We start from the raw sequence: 13,635 nt of genomic DNA, 5'->3' as shown, positions 1-13,635 counted from the left end.
ACGGACACTACTCACTGGATCTGCCTCCACGACTGGCGACCACACGGGTAAGGCAAGTACATCGGTTTTGCACCTGCCACCGAAATCTGCATCAGACAGGCCTCGCCCGGCGGCGTCGGTGGAGGAGTCCCTGGTTCACCCGGATCCGGCGGCGCAAGGCGAGGGACAACAGAGGTCGTGACATCCCTGACCGGTGCGTTGCCGCCCGTTTCCAGGGGTACACCGGCCGTACCTGCCCCCGGCGACGTGCCGTCCGGTGCACCGAAGCGCACCTGCGACATTGCCGCTTCGCCACTGCCGGCCTGCAGGCCAAACACCCAGTTCGCGCCATCCACCGAGCAGCCCTTGGCCTCGGACGGGATATAGGTGGGCATGAACACCACTCCGGAAACGATGCGCGGATTGCCGACCGCACGCTCCTTGTTGGACAGCGTTACGGTCCAGCCGCGGCTTAGCGCCGGAACAGTGCCCGGAAGCAGGGTGCGAACGCCATTCTCAAATTGCGCCGCGAACGGGCGCAGATTGGCCGACGTCAGCGTAGCACTGGGCTGCCCGGTTTCAACGTCATTGATGCCATACAGCGCCTGCACCGCAGCGTCGTTCTCATCGCCGTAGTACGAGAAGCTGCCGGTGCCGAAGATCAGCATCACGCCACCGGATGGGCCTGTGGTTACCGTCAAGCCGCCGGTGATGGGTTGGCGATAGGTTCGCTTGTCACTGCGATCGACATGGGTATCGGTGGTGAACAGCGGAACCGTCGGTGCCGCGTCGGCACGCAGGTCGAACTTCCAGACCGCTCCGCGCTTGTCAGCACCATAGACGGTATCAGCAAGACCATCGCGGACCCGTTCGTTCTGTCCAGCCCCACCCCAACGATCCACCACCACAATGTTGCCCAGCCCATTGCTGCCGGCAGGCAGATCCGTACCCGACTCGACCGCCTCGATCATGCGGATGGTCGGCGTATTGCCAGCCGCCATGTCGACCACGAACAACACGGCTTTTCCGCTCTTGCTTTCATAGCCATTGCCAAAGATCGCCCTGAAGCCCACCGAGCCGTCAGAGTTCTTCATCGGCACGATCACCGGCTTGCCCAGCACGTAGCCGATATTGCTCCTTACGTCCTCATCCAGCGAGGCGTTGAGATCACTGATCTCCCACAGCAGCGAACCGGTGCCGCCGAAGCTGGCCGGATCAGACACATCCAGCGCGAACACGCTGCGCCCACCGGCACCCGCCGTGCCGACCAGCGAGGTCGTCCAGCTTCCGCCGCTGTAGGTATCACTGATCGTCACCGGGCCATCGACATAGTAGCGATGCTGGAAGCGCTGGACGTTCTGGTTGGTGGGATCGTTGGGCAGCAACAGATTGCCCATATGACCCAACGATGTGGATGGGATATAGGCAAACAGCTCCTTGCCACCATCGCTGTCCATCTCGCCATCCGCGCCCATGCCGCCATCAAAGGCGTGCAGCATCCCGTCGTTGGCAGCCGCGTAGACCATGTAGCGTCGGTCATTGCGCTTGGTGACCATATAGTCGGCATAACTGGTGCCCATCGCGCCTGGCAGGCGACGGAAGCCGTAGTCATCGAGCGGCGAGCTCAGGGCCGGCGTAGAGGTGATGATGTCCCCAAGCACTGTGGTACGGTCGCGCAGCTTGCCGCCGCTGCGCTTTTCGTTGGTTGTGTCTCCACGCAGGTACGCAACGGCGGTAGCCGAATTCGTGGCGAGCCCTTCGAGTTCCGAGGCACTGCAGATCAGCATGCCCGGATACATCACACTCGACTTGTCGCACAGGTTGGCCAGGCTGACATTACTGCCGGTGAAATCAACCAGTTCACCGTTGCGCCAGAAGCGGATGCGGCGCGATGCGGCCGCTGGCATCTTCGCCGACGCTTCCCATGCCTCCTCCGAGACAATCCTGCGCGTTGATTCGTCCACCTTCAGCGAGTAGGCATGCAGCCTGCCGTACCAGTCGGTGCCGTTGTTGGTCGCCTCGTAGAACGGCTCCACCGACAGCGAGCCCACGCCGATACGAGCCCCCGTCAACGAACGCGAGCCGGACGGCGTGGCCCCCTGGGCAACATTGCTGATGATCCGGCGCATGGCAGCGGTGATTTCGCCCGGGCGCGTGGCGTTGACCATCTCGCCGCGGGTGTCATACACCGCGTTCCACAGCTCGTCGACCGCTTCCGGCTTGAGATCCTGCGTCGTGGTCGGGAAATTGGGCTTGACAACATACGGATCTGGGCTGAGCACCCAGGGGCGCTTGGGATCCGGAAGGTACTTGACGCCGAACTCCTTGCCCAGCGTCCCCAGCGTCACGCCGTAGAAATTCATGTGCAGCTTCTTGTTGCAGTCCAATGACGGGTCCGGACTCGAACTGCTGCACTCTGCAGGAACCGGCACAGAGCTGTTATCAAGGTCCTCGACCAGCGGGCCCTTGTAGTAGGGCGCCACCAGGTCCTTCATCAGAGTCTTGTTTTCGCTTTCATTGATATAGCCGTCAGTGAACAGCATGCCCGCATTCTTCTGACAAGCCAGCAGCACAGGCGCCCCTTCATCCGTGCGCTGGAACTGCTTACCGAGGTAGTCCGCAGCCGAACGGTTCGGCGTGCTGCTACTGGCGCGCATCTCACCGATGATCTCCCCCAGCAGCCGCGCTCTTTCCGATTCGGTGGTCATGTTGAACATGGTCACCGGACGTTGGCCATTGATACGGAACCAGCCCACGCGGAGATTGGTGGTGTCGTACAGTGCATTGGTAGCGGCACCGATCAACGCCTCACGACGCGTCCGGTACAGGCTGAACCAGTTTGCAAAGCTCTGCATGGCAGCGTTGTACTTGCCCTCGTCCTTGTTGAAATTCTCAAGCTTGATTTCATACTTGTAGAGGGTGCCTGGCCGCCCACCAGCCGGATTGGTTATCGCCACCGGAGTGGCGGTGTAACCATACTCCGCAGGCAACGTGGCAGGATCCGCCAGGAAGAACGTGGCCGGATAGAAGGCCACAGCAGCATCGCAGAATGAGCTGCTGATGGTGGCCTCGCGGGTGACCCTGAGGAATTTGTCTTCCTTCTGGGTAACTCCACCGCTCAAGCTGCACCGATTGATCTCGATACGGGCGCCTACCGGCAGCTTCATGCCGGAACGAAAGCGGAAGCGCCAGTTCGCCGGATCCTTCGCCCCCGTAGCCATGCTGGTCAACAAGGAATCCGCAGTCAGATTCAGTGAACCGCCGATTTTGGCAGGTGCACCAGCTGGTCGGGGATCAAGAGGCGCATTGGCCGGCTTGATCTCCATGTAATTGGAGGCAGCCTCGCCCGACAGGCCCGTCTTCCAACCGGGGTAGGTTTCGCGGGGATCGTAATACGACGGGTTGACGTCCGGGGAACGTGCGAATCCAAAATTGTCCAGCGGTGGTATGGCCACCTGGCTATCACGCCCATAACTCGGAAATACATACAGATAGCGCTGCACGGAATCACCGTAGCCGTTGGCAACGCCCTGGTTGTAGAAGCTGCTGCCATCCCAGCGATAGACACCATCACGAGTATTGTTCAGCGTTTCCCACAGCATCGAACCGGAATCATCCAGCGCCATCAGGAATGCCGGTGGCGTCTGAACCTGGATGTTCAGCGGCGCCTGCGCCAGCGTACCCTGGCCCTGGGCCGCCATCAGGGTATAGATGAAGTAGCCCCCACCCAGCGCCAGTGCGGCGCCACCTGCGGCCATGAAGCGGAATTTGCGCGAAGCCATGGCCTGCGTCCTCAGAGTTTGAATACGGTATCGATGACCACTGCGGACGAGCTGGCATCCACATCGTCAGTGGCAAATCCGGTGATCTGGTAGATCGGTGTGATGTCTTCCAGTGGCCGCCCCATCTCCAGTGCCGATTCACCAATGACGCAACTGTCGATCTGCCTTACGTTGACGGCAGGGCGAGTATCGTCGCGGCGCTCCACGGCCCAATCGGCCGGGTCAAATCCGTCATCGCAGACCCGCGACACATCGCTGGCCTGTACCAGGCTCTCGTCGCCGACATCCTGGCGATTGGCGATCTGTTCCACCGTGCGCTCGGCTGCACGCACCACACCTTCTGAATTCTGGAACGCCCGGTTGGCGGCTCGGTAGTTGGCTGCCATCTTCTCCTGCATGCCCGCCACCTGCATGCCAGCGATACCCAGCAATGCCAGCAGGATGAGCATGATCAACGCGACATACAACACCGCACCGCGTTGCTGGCGGGGGGCGGTGACGGGTCTGAATGAACGCTGGAAATGGGGCATGATCAGTTTCCGAACAAGCGATTGCGCAGGGCAATCGACACTTCATAACTGGACCGGTAGCGACCGTCGGGCTTGTCACTGTTGGTGAACTCAACGCCGAGCACCGATAGCGCATTGGCCGATTGGGCCGAGGACGACGGCGATGGGCTGCGCGCCAGCAATCCAACCTGCACCTGCCCCACGCGCAACCACTGTGCAGCACCCTCGGCATTGGCATCCGTGCTGACCCCGCCGGCTGCGTCGAGCTGGGTGATGTTGCCGGCCGGCGGAGTGCTGATACTGATGTTGGCAGTGTTGTCCAGGCCGTACATCAGCTGCAGGCTTTCGATGCCTTCCACCAACTCTTCATTGATCGTGTATTCCCCATCGCTGTCGGCACGCGCTCGCCGCAGGCCAGGCTGTTTCGTCTCCGGATTGATACCCACGTAATAGACCATCGACTCGGCGCGATAGAGCATCGTCTGCCCGGTTGGCTGGGCCACGTAGCGCGACAGGTCCAGAGAGGTCGCAGTCACCCGCGCAGCGCTCAACGTGCCTGCGAACACATCGGCATGCCCACAGTCAGCGATGCCGAACAGAGTGGGCGTGCTGATGCCATCGCTGGTCAGGCGCGCGACGTGGTCACTATCCACGTCCAGGAGTGCATCGCCGCCATTGGAAGAGATCGCCGTGACCGGCGCCCCCATCGGGGCGAAGAACCGGAGCAGCAGCACATCGCTGCCGCCGGCCGGTGCCGGGCTCAATCCGGCGATCGCGGCCGGCAGGCCTTGCGGCGCGGACCAGTCCGCGCCTAGCGCCAGACTGCCGCCGGGAGCCGTGTCGGGAGCGTCGAAGCCCTGGATGGAAACACTGAAATCCAACGGACTGCCATCACCGGAGGTCGCACCGAGATGCGATACCGGGTCTCCCTGATTCTTCACTACATGGGCCTGGTCGTTGACGCAGCCCATGTGCCCGGCCATCCGGATGTCCCGCTCCAGGAAGTCCAACGCGAATCGTGCATTTTCCTGGACGCGGGAGGCCCCCTCAGACAGGCGCGAAGCCGTCTGTGAGGCAATGAACACCTGGACCACGCCCAGCATCAACACCAAGCTGATCACCAGGGCAACCATCAGTTCGACCAGCGATAGACCAGCCATGGAGGTACGATGTTTCATGGTCATGCTCACAGTTCCGTCGCCAGCGCGAAGGTAGTGGCCTTGTCCGGATCATCCGGATCCCAGCGCTGGTCGCCCCAGGTGATCGCGACGTTCACCACGCCCCCCTTGTAGGTCACTTCGGCACCGGCATCGTCACCCAGCGCCTTCACAACCTGGCATTGCCAACGTTCAATTTTTGCAGCAATAGCGACGTCGCCGGTGTCGGCCGTGCACGCCTTCTCTGCGGTTTTGCTGCCTGCCTCAAACGACGCGGCGGTGTACCACGCCGCTTGATAGCGGTTGCTGCGCATCTGCTCGGTCAGGTCGTAGGCGAGATTGGTTGCCTGGGTACGATAGTTGGCGCTCTGTACGAAGCGGACGTTCATGGTCTGCAGCAGGGCGAATCCCAGCAGGCCGAATGCCAGAACGATAATTGCAACCAGCACTTCCAGCAGAGTGAAGCCGCCCGCTTGGCGTGCGCGGATGGAACGCGGGTTCATGAGCAGGTTTCCTTGCTGCTGCGGATCTGCCCAGAGGCATTTACCGTAAGAGTGCGTTTGTCCAGTGCGCCCTTGCTGCACACATCCGGCTCCAGCTGGATCGACTGATCGCTGGCGGCCCGGCGGCGCCCCCGCCCATCGAAGGCGATCTCTTCCGACGGCCCACTCAGCTGCAGCTTGGGGCTGCCGCTGACGAACCGCAGTACGGTTTCCTCGGAGGACATCGTGCCATCACCATCGGTGTCAGTGAAGGCCAGCATGCCGGCAGACCAGTTACCGTCACAGCTCGCGCCGTCGCTGCTGCCACACACGCCACCGCCGCGGTTGCTGCGAATTGCCTCGCTCCGCGCCAGGCTGAGCAGGCCCAGGACTTCATTGTTTGCCGACGCAACCCGATTGGAGCGGAGAGTGCCTTGGAAACTCGGAAAGGCGATCGCGGCCACGATCGCCAGCACGGCAACCGTGACCATCAACTCAACCAGCGTGAAGCCGTTTTGCCGGCGCAAAGACATTGGACGCTCCCCAGCGTGTTGGTGGCCACGATGGGCCATCGCCCCGTCACCGGCAAGCGGCGGCAGGATGAACGGTCAATCCGGGGCGACGGGCGTCAAAGCCTTGACGACCCGCCCTCCCCTACCCGTGCCGGCGCGATCCCCATCGCGCCGGCGCAGGCTCAGGCCAGCACCTGGTAGCAGGGCTGGTATTCGCCGGAGATCTTCATCCGGCGCTGCTCGACGAAGGCGCGCAGCAGCGCATCCAGCGCCTGCATCATGTCCGGGTCACCGTGGATCTGGAACGGCCCGAACTGCTCGATGCGGCGCATGCCGTCTTCCTTCACGTTGCCGGCGACGATGCCCGAGAATGCGCGGCGCAGGTCGGCCGCCAGCGCGTGCGGGGCACGCCCGTGGTGCAGGTCCAGCGCCGCCATCGCTTCGTGGGTGGGTACGAACGGCTGCTGGTACTCCCACGGAATCTCGATCGACCAGTTGAAGAAGAACGAGTCCTTCTGCGCCAGGCGGTGCTCGCGCACGCGCTTGATGCCGGTGGCCATCTTCTTCGCAACCGCCACCGGGTCGCCGATGATGATCTCGTAGCGCTCGGCAGCCGCATCGCCCAGGGTCAGGCGGATGAAGCGATCAATCTGCTCGAAGTACGGTGCCGCTACCGTCGGGCCGGTCAGGATCAGCGGGAACGGCAGGTCCTTGTTCTCCTCGCGCAGCAGGATGCCGAGCAGGTACAGGATCTCTTCGGCGGTACCGACGCCACCGGCGAACACGATGATGCCGTGGCCGATGCGGACGAAGGCCTCAAGGCGCTTCTCGATGTCCGGCATGATCACCAGGTGGTTGACGATCGGGTTCGGCGACTCGGCGGCGATGATGCCCGGCTCGGTCAGGCCGATGTAACGCGTCACGGTACGGCGCTGCTTGGCGTGGGCGATGGTGGCACCCTTCATCGGGCCCTTCATCGCACCCGGGCCACAGCCGGTGCAGATGTCCAGGCCGCGCAGGCCCAGTTCATAGCCCACCTGCTTGGTGTACAGGTATTCGTCGCGCGAGATCGAATGGCCGCCCCAGCACACCACCAGGTTCGGATCGCCCGGGTTGAGGATGCGCGCGTTGCGCAGCAGGCCGAACACCGCGTTGGTGATGCCCTCGGATGACTCCAGCTCGGCCGCGTAGGCCGGGCCCATTTCGATGGCCATGTAGGCCAGGTCGCGCACGACGGCGAACAGCAGTTCGGCGACGCCGCGGATGATCTCGCCGTCGACGAAGGCCATCGCCGGTGCGTTGACCAGATCGATGCGCACGCCGCGATCCTGCTGCGCTACCTGGATGTCGAAATCAGGGTAGAGATCGCGCGCAGCGCGCGGATCGTCGGAGGCGCTGCCGCTGGTCAGCACGGCCAACGCGCAGCGGCGCAGCAGCTCATGCATGCCGCCGGCGGAGGCATCGCGCAGGCGTGCCACTTCGGCCCGCGACAGCACATCCAGCCCACCGCGCGGGTAGATCCGCGCGTCCTGCACCGGCAGTGCGCGGGCTGATTTTTCGTTCGTGGTCATATCCAATTTTTCGCTTCCTTCAAGGTTTCCGACTGTACTGCCGCCCCCTTAAAAAGCAAAACGGCCGGGAAGCCCGACCGTTGGATGTGTGCCGCCCGCGTCCGCCATTCCGGGACCGCATCGGCGGCGTTGGCACCGCGCACATTTCTGGATGCTACGCCGTTGCCCCACGCCCTGCAAGGACTTTCGCCTGAACGGAAAACGGCCGGGTTTCCCCGGCCGTTTCCACTTACCACTTCAAGCGCTGATGGATCAGAACTTGTACTTCAGGGTCAGCTGCATCGACCAACGCGACACGGCGGTGTTGCCCTTGTCGTTGTTGTTTTCCTGCACCGACGGGTTGTCGGTCGAACCAGTGAAGGAGTACACGTACTTGCCGGTGGCCGGATCGATACCTGCGTAGTTGGCAACGCGACGGGTCGAGTAGAAGCCGTAGTCGTCGATCAGGCCCCACTTCTTGTTCAGCAGGTTGCCGACATTCATGATGTCCAGGGCGACTTCACCCTTGTGACCCTTCATGAAGCCCGGGAATTCCTGGCTGACGCGGACGTCGAAGCTGTTGACCCACGAGGCGCGGTGGCGGTTGGCCGGGACCACGCTGCCACGGTAGGCATCGAGTTCCGGGTTCTGCGCCAGCCAGTCGAAGAACTGCTTCTCCATTGCGGCACCGCCGGTGAACAGCACGTCGCCCGGACCCTTCGGCACGTAGAACAGGTCGTTGGTGGTGGCACCGTCGCCGTTGGCATCGTTGTAGAAGATGTAGCTGTACGGACGGCCCGAGCGACCTTCGTAGAACAGGCCCACGCGGGTGGCGTTGTCACCGAAGAAGTTGTGCTTCCACTCCAGGGTGCCGGTGACGCGGTCCTTCATCGCGTAACGCGAATTGTAGGCCACGTTCTCATTGGCGTTGAAGATGAGCGTGTTGTTCCAGTTCGAGGTGTTCTGCGAGCTGGACAGCGGGCTGACTTCGGTGGACTTGGTGTAGGTGTAACCCAGCGACCAGCCCCAGTTCTCGGTCAGCGGCTTGGCCAGCGAGAAGGTGGCCTGGGTGCCGCGGCCCTTGTCGGTGTTGCGCAGGACCAGAACGTCGCCGATGTCCTTCGGACGGTTGAAACGATCAACTGCATTTTTGGTACCGGTGGAGATGCCGTAGTCGACACCCTTATCGATGCGAGTGTTCGCCGAGTTGCGTCCAGCATCGTTCCAGTAGATCGCGCGGCCATCCTGACCGAAGGCGGTCGGCGCCGACACGTCCAGACGGTCGAAGTAGATGCCGTCCTTGACCTTGGTGAACAGCACTTCGGCCGACGCGACGATGCCGTACCACGGCAGCTCATGGTCGAACGCCAGGTTGGCCTTCCACACCGACGGCAGGCGGGTGCCCGGCGCGATAATGTCGACGTTCTGACGGGCCGAAGCCGGGCCACCGGCCGGGATGTACGGGTTGTTGCCGTCCGGAGTGAAGGCACCGGCCGGGATGCTGCGCTCGTCGTACTCGATGTAGTTCAGGCCGGTGTTCTGGTAGGCACCTGCCAGCCACACGTTCGGGGCGGCGCCGCCGAACAGGCCCACGCCACCGCGCAGCTGGGTCGGGCGATCGCTGTCGAAGGTGTAGTTGAAGCCGACGCGCGGCTGCACCAGGTTCTTGTCGACCAGCTTGGTGTTGTTGAAGCCGTACAGCTGCTCGATGCGCGGGTTGTACAGGCGCTGGGTGCTGAAGTCAGGCATGTCGATGCGCACGCCGAACATCAGGTTCAGGTTGTAGTTGATCGCCCAGGTGTCCTGCACGAACACGCCGGTGTTCTTCAGGGTGAAGTCGGCCGGGATGTCGCTGCGGCTGCCATCGGCGCGAGGAGCACGCAGCTGGTAGCGCGAAGCCTTGCCCGCCAGGAAATCGTTGACGCTGTTGAATTCGTACACGCCGTTGAGGTTGCGGCCGTAGAAGTTCATCAGGTCATTCTTCGAGTAATCGAAGCCGAACTTGACGGTGTGGTCACCGATGTACCAGGTACCGGCACCAAAGGCGCTCAGTTCCTTCGACTCGACGATGTTGACGTGGGTGTTCTGTTCGGTACCGACGTACAGCGAATCGTTGCCCGACTTGATGCGGATCTGCGGCATGTCGACCAGCGGGACGCGGTTGGCCGAGTAATCCTTGTGCGAGACCTTGAACTCGGTCGAGAAGTTCTCGGACCAGTCACTGAACAGTTCGCCCATCCAGGTTTCGTACTCAGTGGGCTGCTGGTACCAGAAGTTGCTCAGCGAGATGGCGCTGCTGCTGACCTGCGGGAAGCGAACGACGTTCTGCTCCATCTTGTTGTAGCGCAGGGCCGCACGGTGGTTCTCGTTGATGTTCCAGTCCAGCTTGACCGCATACTCCTCGATCTCGGTCTTGCTGTTCGGCGCCGTCAGGCTGCCCGGATCGTAGCCCAGCTTGCCCAGGAAGTTCTGGACGTCGGTGATCTGCTGCTGGGTGATGGTGCCACGGCCGATCGGCGTGTCGCTCAGCGCGACGCCGGCGGCCGAGCGCTCGTACTTTTCGTAGTTGGTGAAGAAGAACAGCTTGTCCTTGACGATCGGGCCGCCGAAGGTCATGCCGTAGGTCTTCTCGTCCTCGAAGCCGTTGAAGTCCTGCTTGTCACCTTCCAGGCGCGAACGGACCATGTCCTTGTCGCGGTACGAGCCGTACACGGTGCCGTGGAATTCATTGGTGCCCGACTTGGTCACGGCGTTGATCACCGCACCGGTACCACCGGCGATGGTGGTGTCGTAGTTGGCCAGGTCGATGTTGATTTCCTGGATGGCGTCCATCGACACCGGCTGACGCTCGGTCGGCAGGTTGTTGGAGCCCAGGCCGAACGGATCGGAGGCGCTGATGCCGTCGATGCGGATGGCGTTGTAACGGGTGTTCTGGCCACCGGCCGAGATCGCGCCGTCAGCCTTGCTGACCTGCGAGATGCGCGGATCCAGGCGGACGTAGTCCTGGATGTTGCGGCTGGCCGACGGCAATGCATCCATCGTTTCGCGGGTCACGTTGGTGCCGGTGCCCATCTTGTTGGCGCTGAACAGGTCCAGGCCGCCGGCAGTGGCGACAACGTTCACCGCGTCCAGGTTGGTCGCAGCCAGATCACCGCCCAGGTTGGCATTGACGGTGTTGACCTGGTTCAGGTTCAGGTAGACACCTTCTTCGGTCTTGGTGCCTTCACCGGGCTTGGTGATGGTGATGGTGTACGGACCACCCACGCGCAGGCCGCGCGCGTTGTAGCGACCCGACGCATCGGTGGTGGCACGCGAAACAGTGCCCGACTCGGTGTGCGTGATGGTGACTTCAGCGCCGGCAACAGGCTGGCCTGCGGCGGACATCACCTGGCCGCCGACACCGGCGGAGGTGCTGCTCTGGGCGAAGGCGGGAGCGGCAGCAAGTGCAGCCACGAGACCAAGGGTAAGCTTGGACATCCGGAGTGGGTGGGTCATTTTTCGGTAGCCTCGATGCGAGTTGGCGATGGCGGAAAAAAAGCGCATCCAAGCAGCCCTGCGGGTGGCTGATCGGAGAGTTATCTGGGGTTCCCTACCGCTCGGCTGAAGGCAGCCCTAACGGTTAACACTAGATTAACACGCTACGCCATCAATGTGACGGTTGTGCGACAAACGGCACCGGTTCGCAACGCAATCGTGACGGGCTCTTCACTCCGTCTTTCCCCGGCACTCACTCCGCAGGGGGCGCCTCGCTGGCATCGAGAATCTTGCCCCGCCAGGCGGCGCCAGCGCCGGACAACAGGGTCACCGCCGCTGCCGCTGCGGCTTCCGGGCCTTGGGCGGCCGGGTCCTGATCAACGGAATAGGCCCGGGCCCGCAGGGCTGTGCGCAGCGGACCGGGGTACAGGCCACTGACCCGTACCGGGCTGCGGCCGAGTTCGTCGTGCAGGCTGGCGATCAGGCCACGCAGGCCATGCTGGGCCACGCCATAACCGCCCCAGTAAGCCTGCCCCACCCGTTCGGGAGCATCGACCGCAAACACCAGCGCCGCATCTTCACGCTGCCGCAGCAGCGGCAGGCAGGCCTGGGCCAGCCAGGCCGGCGCGGTCAGGGTGACGTGCACCGCGCGGGCGAAACTGGCCGGGTCGGCCAGTTCAAACGGGGTCAGGCCAGGGAAGTGAGCGGCACAGACCAGCAGGCCGTCCAATCGCCCCAGCTCGCGCTGCAGGGCCTGGGCCAGCTCGGCATAGTCGTCGGGGCCCGCGCCTTCCAGGTCCAGTGGATACAGCAGCGGCTCCGGGCCGACCGCCTGCACCTGGGCGTAGACACGGTCCAGGCGGCGCGGCTTGCGGCCCAGCAGGACCACGGTGGCACCGGCGGCCGCAGCAGCCACTGCCGCCGCACTACCCAATCCGCCACCGGCACCGGCGACCAGCACTACGCGATCCTGCAACGGGCGGCCATCGAGCGCCCCGTCGGCCGGTGACGTCGATGGCCAGGCACTCATCCTTGGGTCGCCTCTTCGACGATGCGCTTGAGCTCGCCGGCTTCGAACAACTCCAGGACAATGTCACAGCCACCAATCAACTCACCGTTGATGAACAGCTGCGGGAAGGTCGGCAGGTTGGAAAAGCGCGGCAGGTTGGCGCGGATCTCGGGTTCTTCCAGCACGTTGACGGTGCGCAGGGTGACCGCGCCGGCCGCCATCAACGCCTGTACCGCGCGGCTGGAGAAGCCGCACATCGGGTATTGCGGGGTGCCCTTCATGAACAGCACGAGCGGGTAACGATCGACCTCGGCCTGGATTTGCTGCATTACCGCCACAACCACACTCCTTGCTTCGCCGGACAAACCGACCGCGGTGGTCGGCTAGACTGCCCACGGTAGCCGCCATTGTAAACGGATGGAACCGGCTGCCGCCGCCCCTCTGGCCACGAACCTGTCCATGCCTGTTGAATTGCCTGCCCTGCCCTACCTTCCCGGCTCCCTGCAGCCGCACCTGTCCGCACAGACCGTGGAACTGCACCACGGCCGCCACCATCGCGCCTATGTAGATGCCGTCAACGCCGGCATCCTCGGCACCGAGTGGGAGGAAGCGTCGCTGGATGAGATCGTCCGCCACGCCCAGGGCAGGCTGTTCGATGCGGCCGCCCAGGCCTGGAACCACGGCTTCTATTGGCAGTGCCTGCGGCCGCGCGGCGGCGGCGAGCCGCAGGGCCGATTGGGCGAGCTGGTCAAGCGCCAGTTCGGTGACGCGCAGCGCCTGCGCGAGGAGTTCAACCGCGCCGCGCTGGGCCTGTTCGGCTCGGGCTGGGTATGGCTGGTGCAGCACCCCGGTGGCCAGCTCGGCATCCAGGCCACCCGCAACGCCGGCACGCCGCTGACCGGCGAAAGCACCCCGCTGCTGTGCTGCGATGTATGGGAGCACGCCTACTACACCGAGTACCAGAATGACCGGGCGCGTTACCTGGACGCCTTCTGGCAGCTGGTCAACTGGGAATTCGCCGAAAGCCAGCTGCGCTGACCCCTGTAGAGCCGAGATCCTATGTTCGTGGTCAAGCCTGCTGGAAGCAGGCTTGACCCACTTTCAGCATGGCCGGGTCAAAGTCCCGGCCGCTCTTGAAGACGCCCCAAGCGATCCTGGCCAGCTTTCTGGCCAGGATGTTG

General features: G+C 63.3%; 10 protein-coding genes and 1 pseudogene. 1 reads left to right on the top strand and 10 read right to left on the bottom strand.

The features are described from left to right. Positions 1-11: 11 nt before the first annotated feature. The 9 genes from AC5P6A_RS05950 to grxD form a co-directional block, all read right to left on the bottom strand. Entirely contained in the window at positions 12-3,761 is a 3,750-nt protein-coding gene (locus AC5P6A_RS05950; protein WP_180877528.1) for a PilC/PilY family type IV pilus protein, read from the bottom strand. Positions 3,762-3,772: 11 nt separating this feature from the next. Then, positions 3,773-4,291 (bottom strand): PilX N-terminal domain-containing pilus assembly protein, encoded by a 519-nt coding sequence (locus AC5P6A_RS05945; protein ID WP_019659014.1) that lies wholly within the window; start codon positions 4,289-4,291, stop codon positions 3,773-3,775. Positions 4,292-4,293: 2 nt separating this feature from the next. Continuing rightward, positions 4,294-5,454, bottom strand: coding sequence for a PilW family protein (locus AC5P6A_RS05940; protein ID WP_233653026.1), 1,161 nt, complete (start codon positions 5,452-5,454; stop codon positions 4,294-4,296). Positions 5,455-5,456: 2 nt separating this feature from the next. Beyond that, positions 5,457-5,930, bottom strand: coding sequence for a type IV pilus modification protein PilV (gene pilV, locus AC5P6A_RS05935; protein WP_021203586.1), 474 nt, complete (start codon positions 5,928-5,930; stop codon positions 5,457-5,459). Further along, positions 5,927-6,442: a GspH/FimT family pseudopilin gene (locus AC5P6A_RS05930; RefSeq protein WP_021203585.1), complete on the bottom strand. Its 516-nt coding sequence runs from the start codon at positions 6,440-6,442 to the stop codon at positions 5,927-5,929. The genes pilV and AC5P6A_RS05930 overlap by 4 nt, the downstream gene beginning before the upstream one ends. Positions 6,443-6,603: 161 nt before the next feature. Then, positions 6,604-7,992: a nucleotide 5'-monophosphate nucleosidase PpnN gene (gene ppnN, locus AC5P6A_RS05925; protein ID WP_019659018.1), complete on the bottom strand. Its 1,389-nt coding sequence runs from the start codon at positions 7,990-7,992 to the stop codon at positions 6,604-6,606. 252 nt (positions 7,993-8,244) lie between these two features. Then, positions 8,245-11,466, bottom strand: a complete 3,222-nt coding sequence (locus AC5P6A_RS05920) for a TonB-dependent receptor (RefSeq protein ID WP_021203584.1) — start codon at positions 11,464-11,466, stop codon at positions 8,245-8,247. A gap of 232 nt (positions 11,467-11,698) precedes the next feature. Further along, positions 11,699-12,475, bottom strand: coding sequence for an SDR family NAD(P)-dependent oxidoreductase (locus AC5P6A_RS05915; RefSeq protein ID WP_111097902.1), 777 nt, complete (start codon positions 12,473-12,475; stop codon positions 11,699-11,701). Further along, positions 12,472-12,792, bottom strand: a complete 321-nt coding sequence (grxD, locus tag AC5P6A_RS05910; protein WP_005408852.1) for a Grx4 family monothiol glutaredoxin — start codon at positions 12,790-12,792, stop codon at positions 12,472-12,474. Before grxD ends, AC5P6A_RS05915 begins: the two co-directional genes overlap by 4 nt. 121 nt (positions 12,793-12,913) lie before the next feature. On the opposite strand from grxD, the gene AC5P6A_RS05905 reads away from it, so the two are divergent. Beyond that, entirely contained in the window at positions 12,914-13,492 is a 579-nt protein-coding gene (locus AC5P6A_RS05905) for a superoxide dismutase (RefSeq protein WP_026346913.1), read from the top strand. Between the two features lie 31 nt (positions 13,493-13,523). Here the strand turns inward: AC5P6A_RS05905 and AC5P6A_RS05900 are convergent. Continuing rightward, positions 13,524-13,635, bottom strand: a pseudogene (locus AC5P6A_RS05900) (IS110 family transposase); the annotation flags it as partial.

The sequence above is a fragment of the Stenotrophomonas sp. YJH_SMC_20 genome (assembly GCF_059367845.1).
Note: the sequence above shows the minus strand (reverse complement) of the source record. Positions and strands in the feature narration are given on the sequence as shown.

What these genes read in the sequence shown, in the direction of transcription:
- AC5P6A_RS05950 (WP_180877528.1), bottom strand. Translation starts at nt 3,761, where the DNA reads ATGGCTTCGCGCAAATTCCGCTTCATGGCCGCAGGTGGCGCCGCACTG.
- AC5P6A_RS05940 (WP_233653026.1), bottom strand. Translation starts at nt 5,454, where the DNA reads ATGACCATGAAACATCGTACCTCCATGGCTGGTCTATCGCTGGTCGAA.
- AC5P6A_RS05920 (WP_021203584.1), bottom strand. Translation starts at nt 11,466, where the DNA reads ATGACCCACCCACTCCGGATGTCCAAGCTTACCCTTGGTCTCGTGGCT.
- AC5P6A_RS05905 (WP_026346913.1), top strand. Translation starts at nt 12,914, where the DNA reads ATGCCTGTTGAATTGCCTGCCCTGCCCTACCTTCCCGGCTCCCTGCAG.
- pilV (WP_021203586.1), bottom strand. Translation starts at nt 5,930, where the DNA reads ATGAACCCGCGTTCCATCCGCGCACGCCAAGCGGGCGGCTTCACTCTG.
- AC5P6A_RS05915 (WP_111097902.1), bottom strand. Translation starts at nt 12,475, where the DNA reads ATGAGTGCCTGGCCATCGACGTCACCGGCCGACGGGGCGCTCGATGGC.
- AC5P6A_RS05945 (WP_019659014.1), bottom strand. Translation starts at nt 4,291, where the DNA reads ATGCCCCATTTCCAGCGTTCATTCAGACCCGTCACCGCCCCCCGCCAG.
- ppnN (WP_019659018.1), bottom strand. Translation starts at nt 7,992, where the DNA reads ATGACCACGAACGAAAAATCAGCCCGCGCACTGCCGGTGCAGGACGCG.
- AC5P6A_RS05930 (WP_021203585.1), bottom strand. Translation starts at nt 6,442, where the DNA reads ATGTCTTTGCGCCGGCAAAACGGCTTCACGCTGGTTGAGTTGATGGTC.